Source organism: Paenibacillus sp. N3/727, from assembly GCF_022637315.1.
Lineage (GTDB): Bacteria > Bacillota > Bacilli > Paenibacillales > Paenibacillaceae > Paenibacillus_AQ > Paenibacillus_AQ uliginis.
Genome location: NZ_CP093336.1, coordinates 5,667,501 through 5,691,136, shown reverse-complemented (window position 1 = coordinate 5,691,136; position 23,636 = coordinate 5,667,501). Strand labels below are relative to the sequence as shown.

Genomic DNA, 23,636 nt, shown 5'->3' with positions numbered 1-23,636 from the left:
GAATAACGAAATAGTGAAGGAAAAGAGGTGTCAACATGAAAGGTATCTTAGGGAGAAAGCTCGGAATGACTCAAGTGTTTACCGCTGAAGGTAACGTAATTCCTGTAACGGTTATCGAAGCAGGTCCTTGTGTTGTTTTGCAAAAGAAAGACCTAGAGAACGATGGCTACGAAGCTATTCAAATCGGTTTCTCTGATAAGAAAGAAAACAGATCTAACAAACCCGAAGCAGGACATGCGAAAAAAGCAAACACTGCACCTAAGCGCTACGTTCGCGAAATTCGCGGTGTTGACCTCGCGAGTGTCGAGGTTGGACAAGAAGTGAAGGCTGATGTCTTTGCAGAAGGCGAATTTGTTGACGTAACTGGAATTTCCAAGGGTAAAGGTTTCCAAGGTGTTATCAAACGTTGGGGACAAAGCCGCGGACCAATGTCTCACGGTTCCCGCTACCATCGCCGCCCTGGTTCCATGGGTTCGATCCAAGCTAACCGCGTTCCTAAAGGAAAGCGTCTGCCAGGTCACATGGGCCATGACACGGTTACAATTCAAAAGCTTGAAATCATTAAAGTAGACGTTGAGCGCAACGTGCTGCTCGTAAAAGGCTCCATTCCAGGACCTAAAAAAGGTCTTGTGCAAATCAAAGAAACGGTGAAGAAATAATCGCCTGAAGAAAGGAGGAACAATCAATGCCTAAAGTAGCACTTTTTAATATCGACGGCAGCCAAGTTGGTGAAGTTGAGTTGAACGATGCGGTATTTGGCATCGAGCCAAATGTGCACGTTCTGCATGATGCAGTATTGTTGCAACGCGCTTCTCTGCGTCGTGGTACTCACAAAGTCAAAGGACGTTCTGAAGTACGTGGCGGCGGACGTAAGCCTTGGAAACAAAAAGGTACAGGTCGTGCCCGTCAAGGTTCGATCCGTTCACCACAATGGAAGGGCGGCGGCGTAGTATTTGGACCAACTCCACGTAGCTACTCCATCAAGCTTCCAAAAAAAGTTCGTCGTTTGGCGATCAAATCCGCTTTGTCTTCTAAAGTGATTGACAATGCAATTATCGTACTGGATCAATTGACGCTTAATGCGCCAAAAACGAAAGAGTTCGCTAACATCTTGAGTAACCTTAAGGTTGGACGCAAAGCTCTGATCGTTGCTCCTAGCTATGATGACAATGTGGCCCTTTCCGCTCGTAACATTCCTGGAGTGAAGTTCGTAGCGGCTGATGGCATTAATGTTCTTGACGTACTGACGTACGATCAACTGATCATTACGAAGGAAGCAGTTCAGAAGGTAGAGGAGGTGCTCGCGTAATGAAGGATCCTCGCGATATAATCAAGCGCCCGGTGATCACGGAACGTACGGCTGACTACATGGCGGAGCTGAAATATGCTTTCGAAGTAGACATTCGTGCGAACAAAACCGAGATTAAACAAGCCGTTGAATCCATTTTCAAAGTAAAAGTATCGAACGTGAATACAATGCGTGTTCCTGCGAAGCCGAAGCGTTACGGCCGCCACTCTGGCTACACTACAGAATGGAAGAAAGCTATCGTAACTTTGACAGCTGACAGCAAACCACTTGAGTTCTTTGAATCGGTTGAATAAGAAATTTCTGAGTAAGGAGGGAAAATTCAGTGCCTATTAAAAAGTATAAACCGACAACCCCGGCTCGACGCAACATGTCCGTGTCGACTTTCGAAGAAGTGACCACGAACCAGCCGGAGAAATCGTTGTTGGCGCCGCTGAGCAAAACAGCTGGTCGTAACAACCAAGGTAAAATTACGGTTCGTCACCATGGCGGCGGACACAAACGTAAATACCGTATCATCGACTTTAAACGTACGAAAGACGGCATTCCAGGTCGCGTTGCTACAATCGAGTATGACCCGAACCGTACTTCGAACATTGCTCTGATCCACTATGCGGACGGAGAGAAGCGTTACATTATCGCTCCAAAAGGACTGAAAGTTGGAGATCAAGTTGTTTCCGGCGTTGGTTCTGACATCAAAATCGGTAATGCTCTTCCATTGGAGAACATTCCTGTGGGTACAGTTATCCACAACATTGAATTACAACCAGGTAAAGGCGGACAATTAGTTCGTGCTGCTGGTACAGAAGCACAACTTCTCGGTAAAGAAGAAAAATACGTAACTGTACGTTTGTCTTCCGGTGAAGTTCGTCACATCCTGAAAACCTGCCGTGCTACAATCGGTTCTGTGGGTAACGGAGACCACGAGTTGATCAAGATCGGTAAAGCTGGTCGTAACCGTTGGCTCGGAAAACGTCCTGAAGTACGTGGTGTGGTAATGAACCCTAACGATCACCCTCACGGTGGTGGTGAAGGTCGTGCTCCTATCGGACGTAAATCTCCAATGTCTCCATGGGGTAAACCAACCCTTGGATTCAAGACTCGTAAAAAAGGAAAAGCTTCTGACAAATATATCGTTCGCCGCCGCACGAAGTAATACACACTGTGCATAACTTCGTGTAAGGCAGTGAGTTACGAGACAATTTGGTGAAGGGAGGATTACAATATGAGCCGTAGTTTGAAAAAAGGACCTTTTATTGACGGATATCTGCTCAAAAAAGTGGAGGATATGAACGAATCCAGTAAAAAAGCTGTGATTAAAACATGGTCCCGCCGCTCCACGATTTTCCCGCAATTTATCGGTCACACGTTCGGCGTATACGATGGCCGTAAACACGTGCCTGTATACGTAACGGAAGACATGGTGGGTCACAAGTTGGGCGAGTTCGCGCCAACGCGTACTTACAAAGGTCACGAAGACGATAAGAAAACGAGAAGATAATTAATGAAGCTCTTTGTTTGAGAGGAGGTTAAACAATGGAAGCAAAAGCACATGCAAGATCGATTCGGATTGCTCCTCGTAAAGCTCAACTGGTTGTTGACTTGATCCGCGGTAAGCAAGTTGGTGAAGCGATCGCGATTCTTCGTCACACTCCGAAAGCTGCATCTCCTGTTGTGGAGAAGTTGCTTAACTCAGCTATCGCTAACGCTGAGCATAACTATTCTTTGGACGTAAACAAGTTGGTCGTAACTCAAGTTTACGTTAACCAAGGTCCGACGATGAAACGTTTTCGCCCACGCGCGATGGGACGTGCAAGCCGGATTAACAAACGCACCAGCCACATTACTTTGGTGGTAGCTGAAAAATAAGGAGGGAAAACGTGTGGGCCAAAAGGTAAATCCAGTAGGACTCCGTATCGGTATTATCCGTGATTGGGAATCCAAATGGTATGCAGGCAAAGACTTCGGTGATCTTTTGCTGGAAGACGTTAAAATCCGTGAATACCTGAAAAATAAATTGAAAGACTCCGCTGTATCCCGTATTGAAATCGAGAGAGCGGCTAATCGTGTGAACGTGACGATCCACACTGCGAAACCAGGTATGGTTATCGGTAAAGGTGGTTCGGAAGTTGAAGTACTGCGTGGTCAAGTAACTAAAATCGCAGGCGGCAAGAAAGTTCACATCAATATTTCTGAAATCAAAAACCCTGAGCTGGATGCAATTCTTGTAGCTGAAAGCATTGCACAACAATTGGAGCGTCGTGTTTCTTTCCGCCGTGCATTGAAACAAGCGATCCAAAGAACTATGCGTTCTGGAGCAAAAGGGATTAAAACATCGGTCAGCGGACGTCTTGGCGGTGCCGAGATCGCTCGTACTGAAGGCTACAGTGAAGGAACTGTTCCACTTCATACGCTTCGTGCAGACATCGACTATGGTACAGCAGAAGCGCATACGACTTACGGCCGTATCGGCGTGAAAGTATGGATCTATCGTGGAGAGGTACTTCCTACGGCTAAGAAACAAGCTGCTAAGGAAGGAGGCAACTAATCATGTTGGTACCAAAACGTGTAAAACACCGTAAGCAACAGCGCGGCCATATGAAAGGCCGGGCAAAAGGCGGTACTGAAGTGAAATTCGGTGAATTCGGCCTACAAGCTATGGAACCAGGCTGGATCACGAACCGCCAGATCGAAGCAGCGCGTATTGCGATGACTCGTTATATCCGTCGTGGTGGTCAAGTTTGGATCAAGATTTTCCCAGATAAGCCAATCACTCAAAAGCCTCTCGAGGTGCGGATGGGTAGCGGTAAAGGTAATGTTGAGAAATGGGTTGCAGTTGTAAAACCAGGCAAGATTATGTTTGAACTTGGAGGCGTGTCTGAGGAAATCGCACGCGAAGCGATGCGTCTCGCCGCTCACAAGCTGCCTGTTAAAACGAAGTTTGTGAAACGTGAAGAAGTGGGTGGTGAAGCAAATGAAAGCTAATGAACTGCGCAACTTAACCACTGCAGAAATCGAGCAAAAAATCGCCGGATTTAAAGAAGAACTCTTTAATCTCCGTTTTCAATTGGCTACAGGCCAGCTTGATAATCCGACCCGGATCCGTGACGTGCGCAAAGAAATAGCTCGTGCTAAAACCGTTATCCGTGAAAGAGAACTTGGTATTAGTTAATGAAACGGACGTTGTCGTCTGTATTCAGGAAGGAGGCCAACAATGAGCGAAGAACGCAATGCTCGTAAAGTGCAAATTGGTAAAGTCGTCAGCGATAAAATGGATAAAACCATCGTAGTAGCTGTTGAAACTTATAAGAAGCATAACTTGTATCACAAGCGCATTAAATACACGAAAAAATTTAAAGCGCATGATGAGAACAATACTGCTCAAATCGGAGATACCGTTAAAATCATGGAAACTCGTCCGCTCTCCAAAGATAAGCGCTGGAGACTGGTTGAAGTTGTAGAGAAAGCGGTCATCATCTAAGATGTAATCAGTTTTTCCGAAAGGAGGAAATTTAAATGATTCAACCATTTACACGTTTGGCTGTTGCCGACAACTCCGGTGCGAAGGAACTGATGTGTATCCGCGTATTGGGTGGTACAGGTCGCCGTACAGCTCAGATAGGCGATTTGATCGTATGCTCCGTCAAACAAGCAACACCTGGCGGCGTTGTCAAAAAAGGTGATGTAGTTAGAGCGGTTATCGTTCGTACGAAACGTTCCGTTCGTCGTAAAGACGGTTCCTACATTGCATTTGATGAAAATGCAGCGGTTGTTGTTAAAGAAGACAGAAGCCCACGTGGAACTCGTATTTTCGGACCAGTTGCTCGCGAACTGCGCGAAAGAGACTTCATGAAAATCGTTTCCTTGGCTCCGGAAGTAATCTAATCGGTACGTTTTAGATAAGTAATGCTTGCGTGAGCAGGCAGGCCCCAGGAGGTGTAACGAATGCCTAGAGTAAAAAAAGTTTTGGAATCCCATAACAATAAATTGCACGTGAAGAAGGACGATACAGTTATCGTCATTAGCGGTAAGGACAAAGGCAAAAAAGGCCGTGTCATCGCAGCGTACCCTCGTGAGAACCGCGTTTTGGTGGAAGGCGTGAACATGATGAAAAAACATCAGAAGCCTAACCAACAAAACCCGCAAGGCGGTATCATCGAGCAGGAAGCTCCGATTCATGTCTCGAACGTGATGCACGTTGATCCTAAGAGCGGAAAAGTAACCCGTATCGGTTACAAAGTGCTGGACAACGGCAAAAAAGTTCGCGTTGCTAAGAAATCCGGAGAAGTAATTGATTAATAAGATGTAAGGAAAGGAGGTCCTTGAATCATGGCAACAAGAATGAAAGAACGTTTTCTGAACGAAGTCACTCCTGCCTTGATGCAGAAGTTCAGCTATAAATCGGTAATGCAAGTGCCTAAAATTGAGAAAGTTGTCATCAACATGGGTGTAGGTGACGCTGTAGCTAACTCTAAAGTGCTTGATTCCGCTGTGAGCGACATGCAAATGATCGCTGGTCAAAAACCAGTTATCACACGCGCGAAGAAATCCATCGCCGGATTCAAATTGCGTGAAAATATGCCAATCGGCGTTAAAGTAACACTGCGCGGCGAGCGTATGTATTACTTCCTCGATAAGTTGTTCAACGTTACGCTTCCACGCGTACGCGACTTCCATGGCGTATCTACTAAAGCTTTCGACGGACGTGGTAACTACACACTCGGTTTGAAAGAACAACTCATCTTCCCTGAGATCGAGTATGATAAAGTAGATAAAGTTCGTGGTATGGATATCGTAATCGTTACAACGGCTAAAACTGACGAAGAGTCCCGTGAACTGCTTGCTCAATTGGGCATGCCTTTCGCGAAATAAGACGGTTTCTCCGAAACTATTTAGGAGGTGTCAGGCTAAGTGGCAAAAACTTCGATGAAAGTTAAACAACAACGCACACCTAAGTTCAAAGTACGGGCTTATACCCGTTGTGAGCGTTGTGGTCGTCCACATTCGGTACTGCAGAAGTTTAAAATATGCAGAATTTGTTTCCGTGAATTAGCTTATAAAGGCCAGATTCCTGGCGTGAAAAAAGCAAGCTGGTAAGAAGTTTATAACCGGGAAGGAGGTTTATCACACATGACTATGTCCGATCCAATTGCAGATATGCTTACTCGTATTCGTAACGCTAACACTGTGCGTCACGAGACAGTAGAAATGCCTGCCTCAACGATTAAGAAACAAATCGCTGATATCTTGAAGCGTGAAGGTTTCATCCGTGATGCGGAATTTGTGGAAGATAACAAACAAGGGATCATCCGTGTTTTCTTGAAGTATGGTTCCAACAACGAACGCGTCATCACAGGTCTGAAAAGAATCAGTAAACCAGGTCTTCGCGTGTACACGAAAAGCAATGAAGTGCCTCGTGTTCTCGGCGGACTGGGTATCGCGATCATCTCCACGTCTAAGGGAGTTATGACCGACAAAGAAGCTCGTCAAGCCAAAGCCGGCGGAGAAGTTCTCTGCTACGTATGGTAATAAACGTCACAAGATAGGAGGTGCAATGAATGTCCCGTATTGGTCGTAAACCAATTGCTATCCCAAGCGGTGTGGAAGTCACACTGGATAACTCTGTAATCACTGTTAAAGGACCGAAAGGTACCCTGACTCGTGAACTGCACAAAGACATGCAGATTACAGTAGAAAACAACGAAATCTCTGTTGTTCGGCCTTCCGACAACAAAACTCATCGCTCTCTTCACGGCACGACCCGCAGCGTTGTCTCGAACATGGTCAGCGGCGTGACTGAAGGATTCGCGAAAAACCTTGAATTGGTTGGTGTCGGATACCGCGCAAGCAAATCCGGAGATAAAATCGTTCTGAACGTGGGTTACTCCCATCCGGTTGAAATTACACCGGAAGCAGGAATCGAGTTTGAATTACCTTCCAACACGAAGATCATCGTCAAAGGGATCGATAAAGAGCGCGTAGGTGCATACGCAGCTAAAATCCGTTCTGTACGTGAGCCCGAGCCTTATAAAGGTAAAGGGATTAAATATGAAGGTGAACGCATTATCCGTAAGGAAGGTAAGGCCGGTAAGAAGAAATAAGGTAGTAAGCTTCGGGATTACCCGGTGGCTTGCTAGCCTGTTTGTCCTTACTTACCCCATGAGTCTTAAAGTGAAGCTGTTAAGGCAAAACTGAAGGGAGTGAAAGGGAAGCATGATCACGAAACAAGACAAGAATAAAGCACGTTTGAAAAGACATCTGCGTGTGCGTAAGAAAATTCAGGGCACTGCAGAGCGTCCTCGTCTGAATGTGTTCCGTTCTTCGAAACACATTTATGCTCAACTGATCGATGACGTGGCCGGCGTGACTTTGGCATCGGCTTCTACATTGGATAAAGAATTGAGCAGCGGCATCAATAACGGCGGCAGCGTTGAGTCTGCTCGTAAAGTCGGCGAACTCGTTGCAAAACGTGCAGCAGACAAAGGTTACAAATCGATCGTATTTGATCGTGGTGGATATTTGTATCACGGACGTATTCAAGCATTGGCTGAAGCAGCTCGCGAAGCAGGCCTTGAATTCTAAGACATTTTCAAAAGGAGGTAAACGACTTGCGTGTAGATCCTAACACTTTAGAACTGACTGAAAGAGTAGTAAATATTAACCGCGTTGCTAAGGTTGTAAAAGGCGGACGCCGTTTCAGCTTTAGCGCATTGGTAGTTGTCGGTGATGGCAAAGGTTGGGTTGGAGCAGGTATTGGTAAAGCTGGCGAAGTACCGGATGCAATCCGCAAAGCCATTGAAGATGCCAAGAAAAACCTGATCCACATTCCATTGGTAGGAACAACAATTCCTCACCTCGTAACGGGTCACTTCGGTGCAGGCCGCGTTCTTTTGAAGCCAGCATCAGAAGGTACCGGAGTTATCGCTGGCGGACCGGTTCGTGCAGTACTCGAACTGGCAGGCGTAGGCGACATTTTGACAAAATCTCTAGGTTCTTCGAACTCCATGAATATGGTCAATGCGACTTTGGAAGGCTTGTCCCGTCTGAAGCGTATTGAAGAAGTTGCCAAGCTTCGCGGCAAATCCGTCGAAGAGCTGTTGGGTTAAGGAGGGAATCTCATGGCTAAACTTGAAATCACCCTCGTGCGCAGCGTGATCGGCCGTCCGGAAGATCAGCGTGTGACCGTGAAAACTCTTGGATTGCGTAAAATCAACCATTCTGTGGTTCAAAATGACAGTCCAGCTATTCGCGGAATGATCAAGAAAGTAAATCACCTGATTTCAGTTCAAGAAATCGAAGGTTAGTCCCGGGGTCGTCCCGGATATATTAAGGAGGTGCAACGAACGATGAAGTTACATGAGCTGAGCCCAGCTCCTGGTTCCCGCAAAGAGCGCAAGCGCGTTGGACGCGGACCAAGTAGCGGTACGGGTAAAACATCAGGTCGAGGTCACAAAGGACAAAACTCCCGTTCAGGCGGTGGTGTACGTCCAGGCTTCGAGGGCGGACAAAACCCGCTGTATCGTCGTCTGCCTAAACGCGGTTTTGTGAATCCAACTCGAAAAGAGTACGCAGTTGTGAACATCGAAGAACTGAACAGCTTTGCAGCAGGTACTGAAGTTACTCCAGAAGTTTTGGTCGAGAGCGGAATCGTAAACAATACGAAGAGCGGCATCAAAATTCTTGGCAACGGTGAAGTTACCGTACAATTGACTGTAAAAGCTAATAAGTTCTCTCAATCTGCGGTAGAGAAGATCGAGGCTGCCGGCGGTAAAACCGAGGTGATCTAATGTTTAAGACCTTGAAAAATATATGGCGTGTGGATGATCTTCGCAAGCGGATTTTATTCACCCTGTTTGTACTGATTATATTCCGTATCGGATCGTTCGTGCCGGTTCCCGGTGTGAACAAAGATGTGTTTACTCAGTCAAATCAGGCCGGGAATGAATTGTTTGGTTTCCTCAACACGTTCTCGGGGGGCGCACTTCAGCAATTCTCAATTTTCGCCCTTTCGATTTTCCCATATATTACATCGTCCATTATCGTGCAGTTGCTGTCGATGGACGTCATTCCGAAGTTTGCGGAATGGGCCAAACAAGGGGAACACGGTAAAAAGCAGTTGGCTCAAGTCACCCGTTATGGTACGGTGATCTTGGGTTTGATTCAAGCCTTCGGTATGTCGATGGGTTTCAACCGTCTTTACGGAACCGAAATGATTCCGAATGCAACCTTCGTTGATTACCTCGTCATCGCGATCGTGCTGACGGCCGGTACCTCATTCTTAATGTGGCTCGGCGAGCAGATCACGGAACGTGGAATCGGCAACGGTATTTCCATTATTATCTTTGCAGGTATCGCTGCGGGTATTCCAATGCATATCCGTACAACGATGGAGTCGAAATTTATTCAAGAGAACCAGCTTTTCATGAATTCCCTGAAGGCTATTATCGTCCTTCTGGTGTTTATCTTCATCGTGGTCGGAGTTGTGTTTATCCAGCAAGGTATTCGCAAAATCCCAGTGCAGTACGCCAAACGTGTTGTAGGGAACAAGATGTACGGTGGACAGAATACGCACATTCCATTGAAAATCAATGGCGCTGGCGTCATTCCGGTTATCTTTGCATCGTCGTTGCTTCAATTCCCTATTATTCTTGCAAGCTTCTTTGCTACACATGCTTGGGCTAAGTGGGTGACCATAAACTTGGCATATGATAGACCGCTTGGTATGGTTCTTTATGTATTGATGATCATCGGTTTCACATTCTTCTACACATTCGTGCAGATGAACCCGAACCAGATGGCTGACAACATGAAGAAGAACGGCGGCTATGTTCCAGGTATTCGTCCTGGTAAAGCTACCGAGAAGTATCTGACGCGGGTTATGACCCGTCTAACCATGACAGGAGCGCTGTTCCTGGCCGGTATCTCAGTACTACCAGTGTTCCTTGGAGCACTAGCAGGACTTCCACGTACGGTTCAAATCGGCGGTACATCCATACTGATCGTCGTCGGTGTTGCACTGGATACGATGAAGCAGATTGAAGGCCAGTTGATCAAGCGTCATTACAAAGGATTTATTAATAAATAGTCGATAGGTTCCGGTTAGTGGTCAATTTTGCTTCCGGCACCTATTGTGCTGTTCTAACTATAGGCAAGAGGAGGGACTAATGTGAACATCTTATTCATGGGTCCTCCTGGGGCAGGAAAAGGAACGCAAGCAGAAACCATTGTAAATGAATTCGGCATTCCTCACATATCTACAGGCGACGCGTTTCGTCTGGCGATTAAACAAGGAACTCCTATTGGGATTAAAGCGAAAGAATACATGGACCAAGGCCTGCTGGTACCTGATGATGTGACGATCGGTATTGTGGAAGAACGTCTGCAGCAGTCCGATTGCGAAAAAGGTTTTTTATTGGACGGTTTTCCAAGAACCCTTTCGCAAGCGGAAGCGCTGAATGACATTCTCTCCCGCTTGAATACTGGACTCGACCATGTCATCAACCTGAAAGTTGATCGTGAGAAGCTGATGGCTCGTCTTACCGGACGACGCATCTGCAAGAACTGCGGCGCAACTTATCATGTGATCTTTAATCCGCCTAAACAGGAAGGCGTTTGTGATAAATGCGGCGGTGAACTGTATCAACGCTCCGACGATAACGAAGAGAGCGTGGGCATTCGCTTGGACGAATATATCAACAAAACAGCACCACTCCTCACGTTTTATGAACAAAAAGGTCTTTTGCGTCAAATTGATGGTGAACAGGAAATCGGCGCGGTTTCCACTGAAATTGCGTCCGTACTGCGAGGTTAAGTGTAATGATCATTTGTAAATCCGAAAAGGAACTGGGTCTGATGAGAGAAGCAGGACGGATTGTGGCTGAATGCCATAAACTCCTTTCTGCCCATATCGAACCTGGCATTACTACCGGGGAACTGGATCAAATGGCCGACCGGTTCATTCGCAGCCAAGACGCCTTGCCGTCTTTTAAAGGCTACAACGGATTTCCTTCCAGCATTTGCGCATCAGTTAATGAAGAATTGGTGCATGGATTTCCAAGCAAACGCAAATTAATCGAAGGCGATATCGTTACGTTTGATATCGGTGCACAGTATCAGGGTTACCACGGTGACTCAGCATGGACCTACCCAGTAGGAAAGATTACCGAAGAAGCCCAGCGTCTGCTGGATGTGACGGAAGGTTCTCTCTATGCCGGACTTGCGCTAATCAAACCCGATGTCCGCTTGTTTACAATCTCTCATGCCATACAGCGTCATATCGAGGATGCCGGATTCTCCGTCGTTCGCGAGTACGTAGGTCATGGTGTGGGCACCGAACTGCATGAAGATCCGCAAATTCCAAACTACGGCATTCCGGACCGGGGACCGAGACTCAAACCGGGTATGGTACTCGCGATTGAGCCGATGGTAAACGCCGGAAAGCGCAATGTTAAGACGCTGGAAGACAATTGGACGGTCGTTACGGTCGACGGCTCACTGTGTGCGCATTTTGAACATACAGTGGCAGTGACCCAGGACGGCATGGAAATTCTGACGAAGTTGGCTGATTAGGTGATCGATTTGAATAAAGAAATCACTCTGCAGATCGGTCAAGTTGTCAAAATTTTGAGAGGCAGAGATGCTGATCAATATGCCGTCATCGTTTCGATAGAAGACAGCAAGTTTGTTAATATTGCGGATGGGAACAAACGCAAGTTTGACCAGGCGAAGAAGAAAAATCTTGTTCATCTGGAACCCCAGCCTTTCATAAGTAGTGAGGTTGTAAACAGTTTGCAAGAAAGCGGTCGGGTAACGAATGGAAAGCTGCGGTTCGCCGTCAGCCAGTTTTTATCCGACAAATCCAATGCTGATCAGAAAGGAGAATAACTGTGGCCAAGGAAGATGTCATTGAAGTCGAAGGTACGGTTATAGAACCGTTGCCGAATGCAACTTTTAGAGTCGAGCTGGAGAATGGTCATCAAATTCTCGCTCACGTTTCCGGGAAGCTGCGGATGCACTTTATCCGCATCCTTACAGGTGACAAAGTGGTCATACAATTATCACCATACGATTTGTCCAAAGGTCGTATCACTTACCGTAAATAGAATGACGTTCCCCTGGGGAACAAAGGAAAGCTGCGAAGCGGTTTTACTGAAGTAAAACTCAGCAGCGGTTACGAACAGTTTTGCGACTGCAAAACGACAGTCTAGTTTTCGAAGCTGGTTTTACAAACGTAAAACTTGGAGGAGGTAATTAACATGAAGGTAAGACCTTCTGTGAAGCCTATTTGCGAAAAATGCAAAGTCATTCGCCGCAAAGGGAATGTAATGGTTATCTGTGAAAACCCGAAACACAAACAAAAACAAGGTTAAAGAAGGGGGTGTAGCGTAATGGCTCGTATAGCTGGTGTGGATTTGCCACGTGACAAACGCGTTGAGATCGCCTTGACTTACATTTTCGGAATCGGTAAAACGACTTCTCAGAAAATTATCAAAGAAGCAGGCATCAATCCGGACACTCGTGTCCGTGATCTTACGGAAGATGAAGTTGGTAAATTGCGTGAAACGATCGACGGTGGTGTTAAAGTAGAAGGCGACCTGCGTCGTGAAATTTCCTTGAATATTAAACGTTTAACTGAAATTGGCTGCTATCGCGGTGTTCGTCACCGTCGTGGATTGCCAGTTCGTGGACAACGTACTAAAACAAATGCTCGTACACGGAAAGGTCCTCGTCGTACGGTAGCGAACAAGAAGAAATAAGAAAGGGGGATAACAGACAATGGCTAAACCAAAAAAAGTCGTACGTACTAAACGTCGTGACCGCAAAAATATTGAATCTGGCGTGGCACATATCCGTTCCACGTTTAACAATACGATCGTAACGATTACGGATCCCCACGGAAATGCTATTTCTTGGGCGAGCTCCGGCGGCATGGGTTTCAAAGGTTCCCGTAAATCAACTCCATTTGCTGCGCAAATGGCTGCTGAAACAGCTGCTAAAGCAGCAATGGAACATGGTATGAAGGCAGTGGAAGTTATGGTTAAAGGACCAGGTGCCGGCCGTGAAGCAGCGATTCGTTCTCTGCAAGCAGCAGGTCTGGAAGTTAACCTCATTAAGGACGTAACACCAATTCCGCATAACGGATGCCGCCCACCAAAACGTCGTCGCGTATAATGAAGTCATCCTGTTAATGTGGTATAAATCCGGTGCAATCTGCTAAGAATGGTTGTTTAGGCATACTACATGGATTACTGGATAAGATGACAGTTTCATATAGGAGCGACGTTTGAAGGAGGGGTACTTGCGTGATTGAAATCGAAAAGCCGAAAATTGAGACCGTTGATGTCAATGAAGAAGGAACCTATGGGAAATTCGTAGTAGAACCGCTTGAGCGTGGATACGGTACAACGCTGGGGAATTCACTTCGCCGCATTCTGTTGTCCTCGCTGCCTGGCGCAGCCGTTACATCTGTTCAGATCGACGGTGTTCTGCATGAATTCTCCACTATTCCTGGTGTCATGGAAGACGTGACTGAAATCATTTTGAACCTGAAAGCTTTGTCGCTGAAGATTCATTCCGATGAAGAGAAAGTGTTCGAGATTGATGCGGAAGGCGAAGGGGTAGTTACCGCTGGTGACATTCGTGCAGATAGTGATGTGGAGATTCTTAATCCGGATCTTCATATCGCAACGCTCGGCCCTGGTGCGAGACTTCACATGCGTATTTTTGCGAGTCGCGGTCGTGGCTATGTCCAGGCGGATCGGAACAAACGCGATGACCAGCCTATCGGCGTCATTCCCGTCGATTCGATCTACACGCCGATTAGCCGTGTAAACTACGGCGTTGAAAACACGCGTGTTGGTCAAGTAACCAACTACGATAAGTTGACACTCGAAATCTGGACGGATGGAAGCATTCGGCCGGAAGAGGCTGTCAGCCTCGGCGCCAAAATTTTGACTGAGCATCTGTTCCTGTTCGTCGGTCTGACCGATGAAGCTAAGGATGCAGAAATCATGGTCGAAAAAGAAGAAGACAAGAAAGAAAAAGTGCTCGAAATGACGATCGAAGAGCTGGATCTTTCCGTTCGTTCCTACAACTGCCTCAAGCGTGCCGGTATTAATACGGTACAAGAGCTGACTACGAAAACGGAAGAGGATATGATGAAGGTTCGTAACTTGGGCCGCAAATCCTTGGAAGAAGTTCAAGAGAAGCTCGAAGAGCTCGGTTTGGGACTTCGTACGGAAGAATAGTTCGAGATTGTTCTAGCAAAGGAGGGAAAACACATGGCATACCAAAAGTTGGGCCGCGACTCCAGTGCGCGTAAAGCGTTGTTCCGTGACCTGGTAACCGACCTGTTCTTATATGAGCGCATTCAAACAACTGAAGCCAAAGCTAAAGAAGTTCGCTCGATCGCTGAGAAACTGATTACGAAGGCAAAGCGTAATGATTTGCATGCTCGTCGTCAAGTGGCTGCATTCGTACGCCGCGAAACGGTTGATGGTGAACAAGATGCTATCCAAAAATTGTTCTCCGAAATCGCGCCTCGTTACAATGAGCGTCCAGGCGGATACACTCGTATCCTGAAACTGGGTCCTCGTCGTGGTGACGCAGCTCCAATGGTTTACTTGGAACTGGTAGATCGCGCGTAGTTAACTCGATCCCGTTAGATCACTCTTTGATATCAGGATGCTAACGCATCTGTTGCATTCAAGAGTGAACAGTGCATTCTGAAGTGACTGTAGTTATGTATGCCCGGCTCCATGCTTGTTTATCCGTCAAGGATGATAAGTTCAGCCTAACCACTCGGGTCGTGGTTCGAGATGGAACATAGTCGGTTTCCGGCTCATCTCGGCTACCCCTGGGGCATCGTAAACAAGGACCTTCTAGTCATGCGGCTGAACACAAGGGATCGGCTGGCATGATGAAAAGGAGCTCCTTGGGGGCTCTTTTTTAAATATAAGAATCTTTTCTTATATTACATGCCGTAACGAAGCCGTCCTCTCAAGGACGGCCAAGTTGTTTCTACTTGGAGGCAGCTTAAGGAAGTGAACCAGGAGGGGAACCATGCGCAATCTTCTGATGAAGGTCAGTTACGACGGAACCAATTATAATGGCTTTCAGACCCAGCCTGGAGGAAACACGGTTCAGGATTTATTGGAGGACGCTATTGAATTACTTTCGGGTGAGAAGCTGAAGATTACGGCTTCTGGACGTACGGATGCCGGTGTGCACGCACGCGGGCAGGTGTTCAATTTCTATACAGCGTCCAAAATCCCGATAGAGCGTTGGTGTATCGCGCTGAATTCAAGGCTGTCTGAAGACATCGTCGTTACGGATGCGGTGGAAGTACCGCTTGAGTTTCACTCTCGTCGGGAGGCGAAACAAAAAACGTATCGATATACGATTAACGCCAATCAATTTCCCGATCTGTTCAACCGCAGGTATCAGTTCCATCATCATGGTCGGCTTGATATAACTGCGATGGAAGAAGGGCTGAGCCATTTAATCGGTACACATGATTTCACAACCTTTGCTTCAAGGAAATCCACAAAGCCATCACATGTACGGACGATCTACGATGCTTGGATCGAGACGGACACGAGTATGTGTCGTCCAGGTACAAGAGATCAAGGTATTATCCATACGTATGTGACGGGCAGCGGATTTTTGCAGCATATGGTAAGAATTATTATGGGTACGCTCATGGAAGTGGGAGAAGGAAAACGGACGCCTGAGAGCATCTCTGTGATACTAGAAGCTAAAAACAGGGCTGCAGCTGGTCCTACAGCGATGAGTACAGGGTTAATGCTTTGGGATGTTGAATACGATATAACTTCTTTTGTGAAACCTGATTTTGCCTAATACGTATTCCCCTGAAAAATGGTTATAGCACGTATTTCTCAAAATATGAGGAGGTTTTATGATGAAATGTCCGGTGTGTAATGATGTTCGTATGCGTGAAGTGCAAAAAGACGATGTTATGATCGATGTCTGTCCTGAATGTAAAGGAGTATGGCTCGATCGTGGTGAACTCGAGAAGCTGTTAACTGAAGTTCGTGAAGTGCGACCTGCATTTAATGAATGGTACGACAAGCATGATGACGATGACCGTAAACATTACCGCGATGACGATAATTACCGCCCTTCGGGTAGAGAATCAGATAATGACAAGCGATACCCGCAGCATGGACAAGGCTATCATAAAAAGAAGAAAAAATCGGTACTCGATGTTTTTGGTGACCTATTCGATTAAGCTGTAAAAATCGTGATAATAACCTAAAAAATCGCTTGCGATTTCAAGGCTGTTACTGTAATATATAAGTTGTGTTTTCTTGACGGCTCTCCCACAGCCCCGGTTAAGAAAACGCCAAGAACTATCCATCACTTAAAAAAATGTATGACATACGATCGAAGATAGATGAAGAAAATTTGATGAAAATTTTCGGATGAAAACAAGGAGGAACTATACATGCGTACCACTTATATGGCGAAGCCAAATGAAGTTGAGCGTTCTTGGTACATCGTTGATGCCGAAGGCAAAACGCTTGGCCGTTTGGCAAGTGAAGTTGCTGCTCTGATTCGCGGCAAACATAAGCCACAATTTACTCCACATGTGGATACAGGGGATTTCGTTGTTGTAATCAACGCTGAGAAAATTGTCCTGACAGGCAAGAAAATGACTAACAAGAAATACTATCGTCACTCCATGCATCCAGGTGGTTTGAAGGTGACTGTAGCTGAAGACCTGATTAAAAAATTCCCTGAGCGCGTGATCGAAAGCGCGGTTCACGGTATGCTTCCTAAAACCCGTATGGGCGACAAAATGAAGCTGAGACTCAAAGCTTATGCAGGCACAGCACATCCACACGAAGCTCAAAAACCAGAAGTTTACGAACTTCGCGGTTAATTAAAAGGAGGACAGTTTCATGGCACAAGTACAATACTATGGGACAGGTCGTCGTAAGCACTCGGTAGCACGTGTTCGCCTTATACCGGGTGAAGGACGAATTGTCATCAATAAACGTGACATCAATGAATACTTCGGTTTGGAAACTCTCAAACTGATCGTTAAGCAACCTTTGAATCTGACTGAAACACTGGGCAAATATGACGTTCTCGTTATTGCTCATGGCGGCGGTATTTCCGGCCAAGCTGGTGCAATCCGTCACGGGATCTCCCGTGCATTGCTGAAAGCTGACCCTGAATTCCGTGGATCTTTGAAAAAAGCAGGATTCCTGACTCGTGACCCACGTATGAAAGAACGTAAGAAATACGGTCTTAAAGCGGCTCGTCGCGCTCCTCAGTTCTCCAAACGTTAATATCTCTTGTATATCAAGGAATTACAGCCCTTGGCCTTCACAGGTCAAGGGCTGTAATTTTTTAAAAAGATGATCATCACTATCTGGCCTTTTTGGCTAGGTAGACGTTCCGAAATAATCTGAAGACCTTCTCCCCTTACGGAAAGGTCTTTTTTTGCATTTATTTTAAATGTATTCATATTGACATTAATTAGAAATGAACTATACTGTATTTAATTCATACTATTAAAGTAGGTATTAATGGGATTGTAAAGAGAAGGGGCTGATTTCATTGAATTTGCTGGAAAAAGAGGATTGGATTAATGACAAAGCCGTTAGTTTCGAACTGGCTTCTGCTGAAGAAATTATTTCAAATGCGATAGAGACATTCCCTAACCTTACGTTTGCCTGCAGCTTTGGCGCCGAAGATGTTGTGCTCGTAGACATCATTCAGAAGATCAGTCCATCTACCGACATATTTTACCTCGATACGAATTTTCACTTTCAAGAAACGTATGATACACGTGACCGTCTGAAAGAACACTACGGCATGGAATTTGTTCAAGTTTCCCCTGTAATAACTCCTGAGGAACAGGCTGCCCAGTATGGAGAGTCGCTATGGAGTATAGACGCTAATCAATGCTGCAGCATTAGAAAAGTCGAGCCTCTAACCCGCATTTTGTCTCAATATGATGCGTGGATTACGGGAATACGGCGAGATCAGGCACCGACCCGTGCGAATTCCAAGAAAGTTGAGTATGACAATAAGTTTGGTTTGGTGAAATTCAACCCACTTGCGGATTGGACCAGTGAAGATGTTTGGCAGTATATCCGTACTCATGAGGTCATTTATAACCCTCTTCATGACCGGAACTATCCAAGTATTGGCTGTCACTATTGTACACGTGAAGTCCTTCCGGGAGAGGATGCGAGGGCAGGCCGCTGGTCAGGCAATGAAAAGACGGAATGCGGACTCCATAAATAACAGCCTTTAGTACGAATTCAATATTAAAACACTGGGAGGTACATTCATGACATCGATACTGCCGCACGGAGGGACATTGATTCAGAGACTAGCTCAGGAAGACAGACGAAATGATTTATTGAATAAAGCCAATCAGTTACCTCAAATACCTGTTAATACCTGGACCATATCCGATCTTGACTTAATCGCTGTCGGAGCATTTTCGCCTCTGAAAGGATTTATGAACGAAGAGGACTACCGATCGGTCCTTAACTCTATGCGGCTGTCTAATGGGACGGTATGGAGTATACCGATTACGCTCGCGGTAGAAGAGAAGATAGTTAATCAATTTTCGGTTGGAGATCAGGCCGCACTTGTAGGCGATCGAGACGGTGTGATCTATGGCGTCATTAACGTGGAGAGCATCTATCAGGCAGATCTACAGGAAGAGGCAATAAAAATATTCAAGACAGATGATCCCGAACATCCAGGCGTACAGAAATTATACAAAAGGTCTTCCATCTACGTTGGTGGACCCATTGAAGTACTTCATCGACCGCAACCAGAAAAATTCGGACAGTTCTACTATGATCCGACCCAAACCAGAGCTCATTTTCAAGATCAGGGTTGGAAAACGGTAGTCGGATTCCAAACGAGAAATCCGGTTCATCGGGCACATGAATATATTCAAAAGAGTGCGATGGAAATCGTCGATGCTCTCTTTCTGAACCCGTTAGTTGGAGAAACTAAGTTAGATGACGTTCCTGCAGACGTGCGGATGAAAAGCTATTTAACGCTGCTGGAACATTATTATCCTGCTAACAGGACATTTCTAGGTGTATTTCCTGCCGCAATGAGATATGCTGGCCCGCGGGAAGCAGTATTCCATGCGATCGTACGGAAAAATTACGGATGCACTCATTTTATTGTCGGCCGAGATCATGCAGGAGTTGGAGATTATTACGGAACATATGAGGCACAGGAGATATTCAGCAACTTTACACCGGAAGAGCTGGGAATCACGCCGCTCTTTTTTGAACACAGCTTTTTCTGCACCGTATGCGGTAATATGGCTTCGAGCAAAACCTGCCCTCATGATAAAGATCAGCATTTGACCCTTTCGGGTACTAAAGTACGTGGGCTCCTTCGTGAAGGGAAATGCCCACCGCCGGAATTTACCCGTCCTGAAGTTGCGCAGATTTTGATCGAAGGTATGAAGGAACGTATAACTGTATAAAGAAAGGCATATTTGTCCGCCTTGTCCCATATGCATGAAGTACAACACTCATGGGACGAGGTGGATTTTTTATGTCCAAGCCGGGATCTGACAAGGTAACGCTATGGATATCATGGAGACGGATCAAACAAACGATATTCGGCATAGGTCTGCTCGCTTTATTGATCACCGTAGTGTCTTATGAGATTCCGAGTGCTAAAACCGTAAAGTACTGGAGTCTTCCGCTTGCAGGTAAAGTGATTGCATTGGATGCCGGTCACGGAGGTCCTGACGGGGGGGCCGTTAGCAAGCAAGGGGTAATTGAAAAAGACATCAATCTTGCCGTGACACTTTATTTGCGTGATTATCTTCAACAGGCAGGCGCTTTAGTTGTGATGACAAGAGAAGGGGATTACGATTTGGCTTCTGCTGACACGAAGGGTTACTCGAAGCGGAAAACGGAGGATTTGAAGAAGAGAGTCAGGTTAATCGAAGATAACCGTGCTGACTTGTTTATCAGTATCCATCTGAACAGCATCCCATCCAACCGCTGGAGTGGTGCCCAGACATTTTATCCAAAGAATAATGCGGACAGTAAGAACTTGGCTAAATTGATTCAGGCGGAGATCAAACACAATCTAGAGAATACTCAGCGCCTTGCTAAAAGTGACGATAAAGTGTTTCTGCTTCAAGCGCTTCGTATTCCGTCTGCTCTTGTAGAGGTGGGCTTTCTATCACATCCCCAAGAGTCGGAGATGCTGCGTGATGAGAAATATCAAAGAAAAGTAGCAGCTGCCGTATATAAAGGTATTTTGCGTTATACGGCAGGGGAGCAAGCGATTCAGTCGTCAGAGACGGTGAAGTAATGGTATAATAGATAAGAATTGAAATATTCAGATATAGCCATTACATAGAGCCGAGGTGCTGATTGTCATGCTGATAAGCAGAGAGCAGGTACAGGAGATTCTACAGCCGATTCAGGATCCTGAGACAGGAAAGAGTCTGATTGCGCTGCAGCGAATTCGCGATATTGTGGTTAAAGAAAGTACCGTAAGATTGTCAGTAACGTACAGTAATGAAGAGCAAAAAGTACAGCTTGAGGGACAGATTCGGGAGTTGCTGCAGGCAATTGGAGCCGAAGATATACATATTCGAATGCGTCCTTTGGAAAATTCTATTGAAGAAGATCCGAATGACCGAGAGAAGCTCACAAAAGGGCATGCTGCAGGTATGCAAAACAATGAGATTTTGAGTGAGGATTCCGGAGTTCATTTTGTTGCGATAGCCAGTGGAAAAGGTGGCGTTGGTAAATCCACCGTTACGGTTAACCTGGCTGTAGCTTTGGCACGGCAGGGTAAAAAGGTCGGTTTGATCGATGCTGATATTTATGGCTTCAGTGTACCGGATATGATGGGGATTGAAGAGGGACCTAACGTAACCGATGATGGAGTCATTATTCCTGTAGAACGCTTTGGAGTAAAGGTTATGTCGATGGGCTTTTTTATTCGTGAGAACAGTCCAGTTGTATGGAGAGGACCTATGCTCGGCAAAATGCTGCGTCAATTTTTTGAAGATGTGGGTTGGGGAGAGCTGGACTATATGCTGCTCGATCTTCCGCCGGGAACCGGTGACGTGGCGCTTGATGTCCATCAGATGATACCGCAGAGCAAAGAAATCATTGTCACGACACCTCACGCTACTGCAGCGTTTGTGGCCGCTCGTGCGGGGGCCATGGCTATACAGACGGAACATGAGATTTTGGGTGTCGTTGAAAATATGGCCTATTACAGCTGCTCCCACTGTGGGGAGAAGGATTATGTCTTCGGACGCGGTGGAGGAGGCATGCTGGCAGAGACACTTCATACGGAGCTGCTTGGGCAGTTGCCGTTAGGAGGGCCTGATAATCTTGCGGCAGACCCTGATTTTTCACCTTCCGTATATAAAGCGGGCACGGAAAGCGCTATGATTTATGACGAGATTGCAGCTAAGATATCCAGCAAATTCGAAAGTCCAGCTTCCAAGGAATGATTTAAACGATCTCTGGAAATAGGAAAGCTCCCTGAAGGGAGCTTTTTTTGTTGAGTGATAAGAAAGTATAAATATCGGAGTAAAGTGCATCCTTATCTCGCAACAAATACTACTCTAAGTGCGGCCTATCTTCGTTGAGGTACGTCGACAGGTGTTTTTCTTATGATACGATGGATTATCCACCACCACCACCGCCAGTACTACTTTCTCCACCGCCGCCTTGTTCCTTGCCTCCACCTTGACCGCCTTCTTGTCCGCCCTTCTGCCCTTGCTTCTTCTCAACCTTTGGCTGCAATTCCTCTTGTACAACGGTTTTGAGTAGCTGTAAGACCTCCATGCGGAATAGCGGGTTTTGCATCGCTTCCTGCATGACCGTCATGGATTGCTTGCGGTAGTCAGGCGTCTTTGTCAAGTCGAGAAATGCCTTCATGACCTCGGGGGATTTCATAATGTCTTGCATGGACTTTTGATAAGTCGGATCTTTGATGAGCTGCATATGAAGCTGTTTACTTTCTGAACTGATGGCTTTTGCAAAATCCCCAGCGAATTGGGGATCTGTCATGATCTTTTCCAGTTCCTTTTTATATTCTTCAGAGACGAGCGTATCCTTTACGGCTGTACGGATCTGTTCACCGGATTGTGCTGTCAACATTTTCATACCCATTGAGCCGCCGCTGCCTCCGCCGGAGGAACCGCCTGAACCACCGCGAAGAGCTTCTTCCACCGCTTTTTTCCCCTCGTCGGTTTTAAGGATATCAACAACCATGGATTTCGTTTCTTTATAGCCAAGCTGCTGGGATGAATATCCTTGATCGGAACCGCAAGCGGTAAGCAGTGCGGCAGCTCCGCAGAAGATAATACATAAACGAAATAACGGCCACTTCATTACCGTTGTCCTCCTTTGATGGGATGCTAAAGATAGTATGTGATGGAACTGAAGAAATATGTCGAAGCGGGAATGGTTTTTTATTGTGAACGTTGGTAAAATAATGACTTATGGGGGTGGAAGCATTTGAGCTTACGAAAGTGGGCAAGATTATTTTGGAAAACCATGCTCGTTGGAGCCGTGGGTGCCGTTATCGCAGGGTTAGTATTACAGTTTGCCACAGGTACGATCCAGTTTAAGGGTGCAGTTGACATGCTGATATATCCGTTAATATTGCTCGGATACGGCGCGCTTGTCAGCGTTTATTCCCAATTGGGATTTTTCGCATATCTTACCTTGAACTATATGGGTGTCGGGGTATTTAAGAGAAAGACTTGGGAGTACATACAAATTGTACTGTCTGTACTTGCTCTACTGGAGCTGATGTTTCTTCGTACTTTTGTGGGTGGGGAGCAGAACCTTACGTGGGATCTCACCTTGGGAATCGGTATATTAATTACTGCAATCATTGTTACATATTTAAAAGTGAGGTATACAAACATCCTTGCACTTATTCCGACAATGTTCTTCATGCTGGCTATAACCATCCTCGAGATTATCGGAGTGCTGAAGATCGGAGTCAACAATGCAACTGTATTTATCATTATCCCTTTACTGGCATGTAATGCTTACCAGATATTAACGCTACATAAGGTAACACAAGACGAAAAAAAGAGCTAATCAAATTAGCTCTTTTTTAAAGTATTAGAATTTATAAGTTTCACGTATAAATAATTTAATATTTCTTGCAGAAACGCTCCTCATCCTTATGTTAGGATGCCGAAGGCGTTTCTTCTTGTTAAGGGTTTATAAGTGTATAGGATTCATTATAAACCGGCGGCATCTTCAATGTTCTTCTGAATCATCGCTTGATCACGAACCTCGGAACCTTTGGCGCTGCT

Annotated in this window: 41 protein-coding genes (1 of these 41 only partly in view); 39 read left to right on the top strand and 2 right to left on the bottom strand. The window is 45.9% G+C overall.

Annotated features, from left to right (window positions below; genetic code table 11):
• The first annotated feature begins 35 nt into the window (after window positions 1-35).
• The 38 genes from rplC (at window position 36) to MNQ98_RS26505 (ending at window position 21,809) form a co-directional block, all read left to right on the top strand.
• Window positions 36-659 carry a 50S ribosomal protein L3 gene (rplC, locus tag MNQ98_RS26690; RefSeq protein ID WP_208917604.1) on the top strand — a complete coding sequence of 208 codons (624 nt, stop codon included), beginning with the start codon at window positions 36-38 and terminating at the stop codon, window positions 657-659.
• A gap of 26 nt (window positions 660-685) precedes the next feature.
• Window positions 686-1,309: a 50S ribosomal protein L4 gene (gene rplD, locus MNQ98_RS26685; protein WP_208917605.1), complete on the top strand. Its 624-nt coding sequence runs from the start codon at window positions 686-688 to the stop codon at window positions 1,307-1,309.
• Window positions 1,309-1,602: a 50S ribosomal protein L23 gene (rplW, locus tag MNQ98_RS26680; protein ID WP_208917606.1), complete on the top strand. Its 294-nt coding sequence runs from the start codon at window positions 1,309-1,311 to the stop codon at window positions 1,600-1,602. Before rplD ends, rplW begins: the two co-directional genes overlap by 1 nt.
• A 29-nt stretch (window positions 1,603-1,631) precedes the next feature.
• Window positions 1,632-2,462 (top strand): 50S ribosomal protein L2, encoded by an 831-nt coding sequence (gene rplB / locus MNQ98_RS26675; RefSeq protein WP_208917607.1) that lies wholly within the window; start codon window positions 1,632-1,634, stop codon window positions 2,460-2,462.
• A 69-nt stretch (window positions 2,463-2,531) separates the two neighbouring features.
• The gene (rpsS, locus tag MNQ98_RS26670; RefSeq protein ID WP_208917608.1) at window positions 2,532-2,807 is read left to right on the top strand and encodes a 30S ribosomal protein S19; all 276 of its coding nucleotides are present in this window, start codon (window positions 2,532-2,534) and stop codon (window positions 2,805-2,807) included.
• Between the two features lie 35 nt (window positions 2,808-2,842).
• The gene (gene rplV, locus MNQ98_RS26665) at window positions 2,843-3,175 is read left to right on the top strand and encodes a 50S ribosomal protein L22 (protein ID WP_208917609.1); all 333 of its coding nucleotides are present in this window, start codon (window positions 2,843-2,845) and stop codon (window positions 3,173-3,175) included.
• A gap of 13 nt (window positions 3,176-3,188) precedes the next feature.
• On the top strand, window positions 3,189-3,854 hold the full coding sequence (gene rpsC, locus MNQ98_RS26660) for a 30S ribosomal protein S3 (protein WP_241930884.1): 666 nt from the start codon (window positions 3,189-3,191) through the stop codon (window positions 3,852-3,854).
• A 2-nt stretch (window positions 3,855-3,856) separates the two neighbouring features.
• Window positions 3,857-4,291 (top strand): 50S ribosomal protein L16, encoded by a 435-nt coding sequence (gene rplP, locus MNQ98_RS26655; RefSeq protein ID WP_208917611.1) that lies wholly within the window; start codon window positions 3,857-3,859, stop codon window positions 4,289-4,291.
• Entirely contained in the window at window positions 4,281-4,478 is a 198-nt protein-coding gene (rpmC, locus tag MNQ98_RS26650; RefSeq protein WP_007132561.1) for a 50S ribosomal protein L29, read from the top strand. The genes rplP and rpmC overlap by 11 nt, the downstream gene beginning before the upstream one ends.
• A gap of 42 nt (window positions 4,479-4,520) precedes the next feature.
• Complete coding sequence (gene rpsQ / locus MNQ98_RS26645; RefSeq protein WP_036589437.1) at window positions 4,521-4,787, top strand: 30S ribosomal protein S17; 267 nt, start codon at window positions 4,521-4,523, stop codon at window positions 4,785-4,787.
• A 35-nt stretch (window positions 4,788-4,822) separates the two neighbouring features.
• Window positions 4,823-5,191, top strand: coding sequence for a 50S ribosomal protein L14 (rplN, locus tag MNQ98_RS26640; protein WP_241930883.1), 369 nt, complete (start codon window positions 4,823-4,825; stop codon window positions 5,189-5,191).
• Between the two features lie 60 nt (window positions 5,192-5,251).
• A complete protein-coding gene (gene rplX / locus MNQ98_RS26635; RefSeq protein ID WP_210190632.1) occupies window positions 5,252-5,605 on the top strand; it encodes a 50S ribosomal protein L24 in 354 nt (117 codons plus the stop codon).
• A gap of 30 nt (window positions 5,606-5,635) precedes the next feature.
• Complete coding sequence (gene rplE / locus MNQ98_RS26630) at window positions 5,636-6,178, top strand: 50S ribosomal protein L5 (RefSeq protein WP_241930882.1); 543 nt, start codon at window positions 5,636-5,638, stop codon at window positions 6,176-6,178.
• A 39-nt stretch (window positions 6,179-6,217) separates the two neighbouring features.
• A complete protein-coding gene (locus MNQ98_RS26625) occupies window positions 6,218-6,403 on the top strand; it encodes a type Z 30S ribosomal protein S14 (RefSeq protein ID WP_013312154.1) in 186 nt (61 codons plus the stop codon).
• 33 nt (window positions 6,404-6,436) lie between these two features.
• Window positions 6,437-6,835 carry a 30S ribosomal protein S8 gene (gene rpsH / locus MNQ98_RS26620; RefSeq protein ID WP_007132557.1) on the top strand — a complete coding sequence of 133 codons (399 nt, stop codon included), beginning with the start codon at window positions 6,437-6,439 and terminating at the stop codon, window positions 6,833-6,835.
• A gap of 29 nt (window positions 6,836-6,864) precedes the next feature.
• On the top strand, window positions 6,865-7,407 hold the full coding sequence (gene rplF / locus MNQ98_RS26615; protein ID WP_208917615.1) for a 50S ribosomal protein L6: 543 nt from the start codon (window positions 6,865-6,867) through the stop codon (window positions 7,405-7,407).
• A gap of 112 nt (window positions 7,408-7,519) precedes the next feature.
• Window positions 7,520-7,888 (top strand): 50S ribosomal protein L18, encoded by a 369-nt coding sequence (rplR, locus tag MNQ98_RS26610; RefSeq protein ID WP_208917616.1) that lies wholly within the window; start codon window positions 7,520-7,522, stop codon window positions 7,886-7,888.
• 26 nt (window positions 7,889-7,914) lie between these two features.
• Window positions 7,915-8,412: a 30S ribosomal protein S5 gene (rpsE, locus tag MNQ98_RS26605; protein WP_208917617.1), complete on the top strand. Its 498-nt coding sequence runs from the start codon at window positions 7,915-7,917 to the stop codon at window positions 8,410-8,412.
• Window positions 8,413-8,424: 12 nt separating this feature from the next.
• Entirely contained in the window at window positions 8,425-8,610 is a 186-nt protein-coding gene (rpmD, locus tag MNQ98_RS26600) for a 50S ribosomal protein L30 (protein WP_241930881.1), read from the top strand.
• Window positions 8,611-8,652: 42 nt separating this feature from the next.
• Complete coding sequence (gene rplO, locus MNQ98_RS26595; RefSeq protein ID WP_208917619.1) at window positions 8,653-9,093, top strand: 50S ribosomal protein L15; 441 nt, start codon at window positions 8,653-8,655, stop codon at window positions 9,091-9,093.
• Window positions 9,093-10,391 carry a preprotein translocase subunit SecY gene (gene secY, locus MNQ98_RS26590; RefSeq protein ID WP_241930880.1) on the top strand — a complete coding sequence of 433 codons (1,299 nt, stop codon included), beginning with the start codon at window positions 9,093-9,095 and terminating at the stop codon, window positions 10,389-10,391. The genes rplO and secY overlap by 1 nt, the downstream gene beginning before the upstream one ends.
• A gap of 81 nt (window positions 10,392-10,472) precedes the next feature.
• Window positions 10,473-11,117 (top strand): adenylate kinase, encoded by a 645-nt coding sequence (locus MNQ98_RS26585; RefSeq protein WP_241930879.1) that lies wholly within the window; start codon window positions 10,473-10,475, stop codon window positions 11,115-11,117.
• Window positions 11,118-11,122: 5 nt separating this feature from the next.
• The gene (gene map, locus MNQ98_RS26580) at window positions 11,123-11,875 is read left to right on the top strand and encodes a type I methionyl aminopeptidase (protein WP_241930878.1); all 753 of its coding nucleotides are present in this window, start codon (window positions 11,123-11,125) and stop codon (window positions 11,873-11,875) included.
• 9 nt (window positions 11,876-11,884) lie between these two features.
• Entirely contained in the window at window positions 11,885-12,190 is a 306-nt protein-coding gene (locus MNQ98_RS26575) for a KOW domain-containing RNA-binding protein (protein ID WP_241930877.1), read from the top strand.
• A gap of 2 nt (window positions 12,191-12,192) precedes the next feature.
• A complete protein-coding gene (infA, locus tag MNQ98_RS26570) occupies window positions 12,193-12,408 on the top strand; it encodes a translation initiation factor IF-1 (protein WP_208917624.1) in 216 nt (71 codons plus the stop codon).
• Window positions 12,409-12,561: 153 nt separating this feature from the next.
• A complete protein-coding gene (gene rpmJ / locus MNQ98_RS26565; RefSeq protein ID WP_003333770.1) occupies window positions 12,562-12,675 on the top strand; it encodes a 50S ribosomal protein L36 in 114 nt (37 codons plus the stop codon).
• 18 nt (window positions 12,676-12,693) lie between these two features.
• Window positions 12,694-13,062 carry a 30S ribosomal protein S13 gene (rpsM, locus tag MNQ98_RS26560; RefSeq protein WP_241930876.1) on the top strand — a complete coding sequence of 123 codons (369 nt, stop codon included), beginning with the start codon at window positions 12,694-12,696 and terminating at the stop codon, window positions 13,060-13,062.
• A 19-nt stretch (window positions 13,063-13,081) separates the two neighbouring features.
• The gene (gene rpsK / locus MNQ98_RS26555; protein WP_054956043.1) at window positions 13,082-13,477 is read left to right on the top strand and encodes a 30S ribosomal protein S11; all 396 of its coding nucleotides are present in this window, start codon (window positions 13,082-13,084) and stop codon (window positions 13,475-13,477) included.
• 131 nt (window positions 13,478-13,608) lie between these two features.
• Window positions 13,609-14,553 (top strand): DNA-directed RNA polymerase subunit alpha, encoded by a 945-nt coding sequence (locus tag MNQ98_RS26550; protein WP_208917626.1) that lies wholly within the window; start codon window positions 13,609-13,611, stop codon window positions 14,551-14,553.
• Between the two features lie 33 nt (window positions 14,554-14,586).
• Window positions 14,587-14,952 (top strand): 50S ribosomal protein L17, encoded by a 366-nt coding sequence (gene rplQ, locus MNQ98_RS26545; RefSeq protein ID WP_208917627.1) that lies wholly within the window; start codon window positions 14,587-14,589, stop codon window positions 14,950-14,952.
• A 415-nt stretch (window positions 14,953-15,367) separates the two neighbouring features.
• The gene (gene truA, locus MNQ98_RS26540) at window positions 15,368-16,165 is read left to right on the top strand and encodes a tRNA pseudouridine(38-40) synthase TruA (RefSeq protein WP_241930875.1); all 798 of its coding nucleotides are present in this window, start codon (window positions 15,368-15,370) and stop codon (window positions 16,163-16,165) included.
• A 61-nt stretch (window positions 16,166-16,226) separates the two neighbouring features.
• On the top strand, window positions 16,227-16,556 hold the full coding sequence (locus tag MNQ98_RS26535) for a TFIIB-type zinc ribbon-containing protein (RefSeq protein WP_241934049.1): 330 nt from the start codon (window positions 16,227-16,229) through the stop codon (window positions 16,554-16,556).
• 216 nt (window positions 16,557-16,772) lie between these two features.
• On the top strand, window positions 16,773-17,210 hold the full coding sequence (rplM, locus tag MNQ98_RS26530) for a 50S ribosomal protein L13 (RefSeq protein ID WP_208917629.1): 438 nt from the start codon (window positions 16,773-16,775) through the stop codon (window positions 17,208-17,210).
• 19 nt (window positions 17,211-17,229) lie between these two features.
• Entirely contained in the window at window positions 17,230-17,622 is a 393-nt protein-coding gene (gene rpsI, locus MNQ98_RS26525; protein WP_241930874.1) for a 30S ribosomal protein S9, read from the top strand.
• Window positions 17,623-17,893: 271 nt separating this feature from the next.
• A complete protein-coding gene (locus tag MNQ98_RS26520) occupies window positions 17,894-18,586 on the top strand; it encodes a phosphoadenylyl-sulfate reductase (RefSeq protein ID WP_241930873.1) in 693 nt (230 codons plus the stop codon).
• A 46-nt stretch (window positions 18,587-18,632) separates the two neighbouring features.
• Window positions 18,633-19,802, top strand: a complete 1,170-nt coding sequence (gene sat, locus MNQ98_RS26515) for a sulfate adenylyltransferase (protein ID WP_241930872.1) — start codon at window positions 18,633-18,635, stop codon at window positions 19,800-19,802.
• 71 nt (window positions 19,803-19,873) lie between these two features.
• The gene (gene cwlD / locus MNQ98_RS26510) at window positions 19,874-20,647 is read left to right on the top strand and encodes an N-acetylmuramoyl-L-alanine amidase CwlD (protein WP_241930871.1); all 774 of its coding nucleotides are present in this window, start codon (window positions 19,874-19,876) and stop codon (window positions 20,645-20,647) included.
• A gap of 70 nt (window positions 20,648-20,717) precedes the next feature.
• On the top strand, window positions 20,718-21,809 hold the full coding sequence (locus MNQ98_RS26505; protein WP_241934048.1) for an Mrp/NBP35 family ATP-binding protein: 1,092 nt from the start codon (window positions 20,718-20,720) through the stop codon (window positions 21,807-21,809).
• Window positions 21,810-21,984: 175 nt separating this feature from the next.
• On the opposite strand, the gene gerD is transcribed toward MNQ98_RS26505, so the two are convergent.
• A complete protein-coding gene (gene gerD / locus MNQ98_RS26500) occupies window positions 21,985-22,695 on the bottom strand; it encodes a spore germination lipoprotein GerD (protein WP_241930870.1) in 711 nt (236 codons plus the stop codon).
• A 126-nt stretch (window positions 22,696-22,821) separates the two neighbouring features.
• Between gerD and MNQ98_RS26495 the strand changes: the two genes are divergently transcribed.
• Entirely contained in the window at window positions 22,822-23,415 is a 594-nt protein-coding gene (locus MNQ98_RS26495; protein ID WP_241930869.1) for a KinB-signaling pathway activation protein, read from the top strand.
• Window positions 23,416-23,561: 146 nt separating this feature from the next.
• Here the strand turns inward: MNQ98_RS26495 and pdaB are convergent, their stop codons facing one another.
• Window positions 23,562-23,636 carry the 3' portion of a polysaccharide deacetylase family sporulation protein PdaB gene (gene pdaB / locus MNQ98_RS26490; protein WP_241930868.1) on the bottom strand. The gene runs 729 nt beyond the window's last position, so only the last 75 of its 804 coding nucleotides appear in the window; its start codon lies beyond the right edge, outside the window; the stop codon is at window positions 23,562-23,564.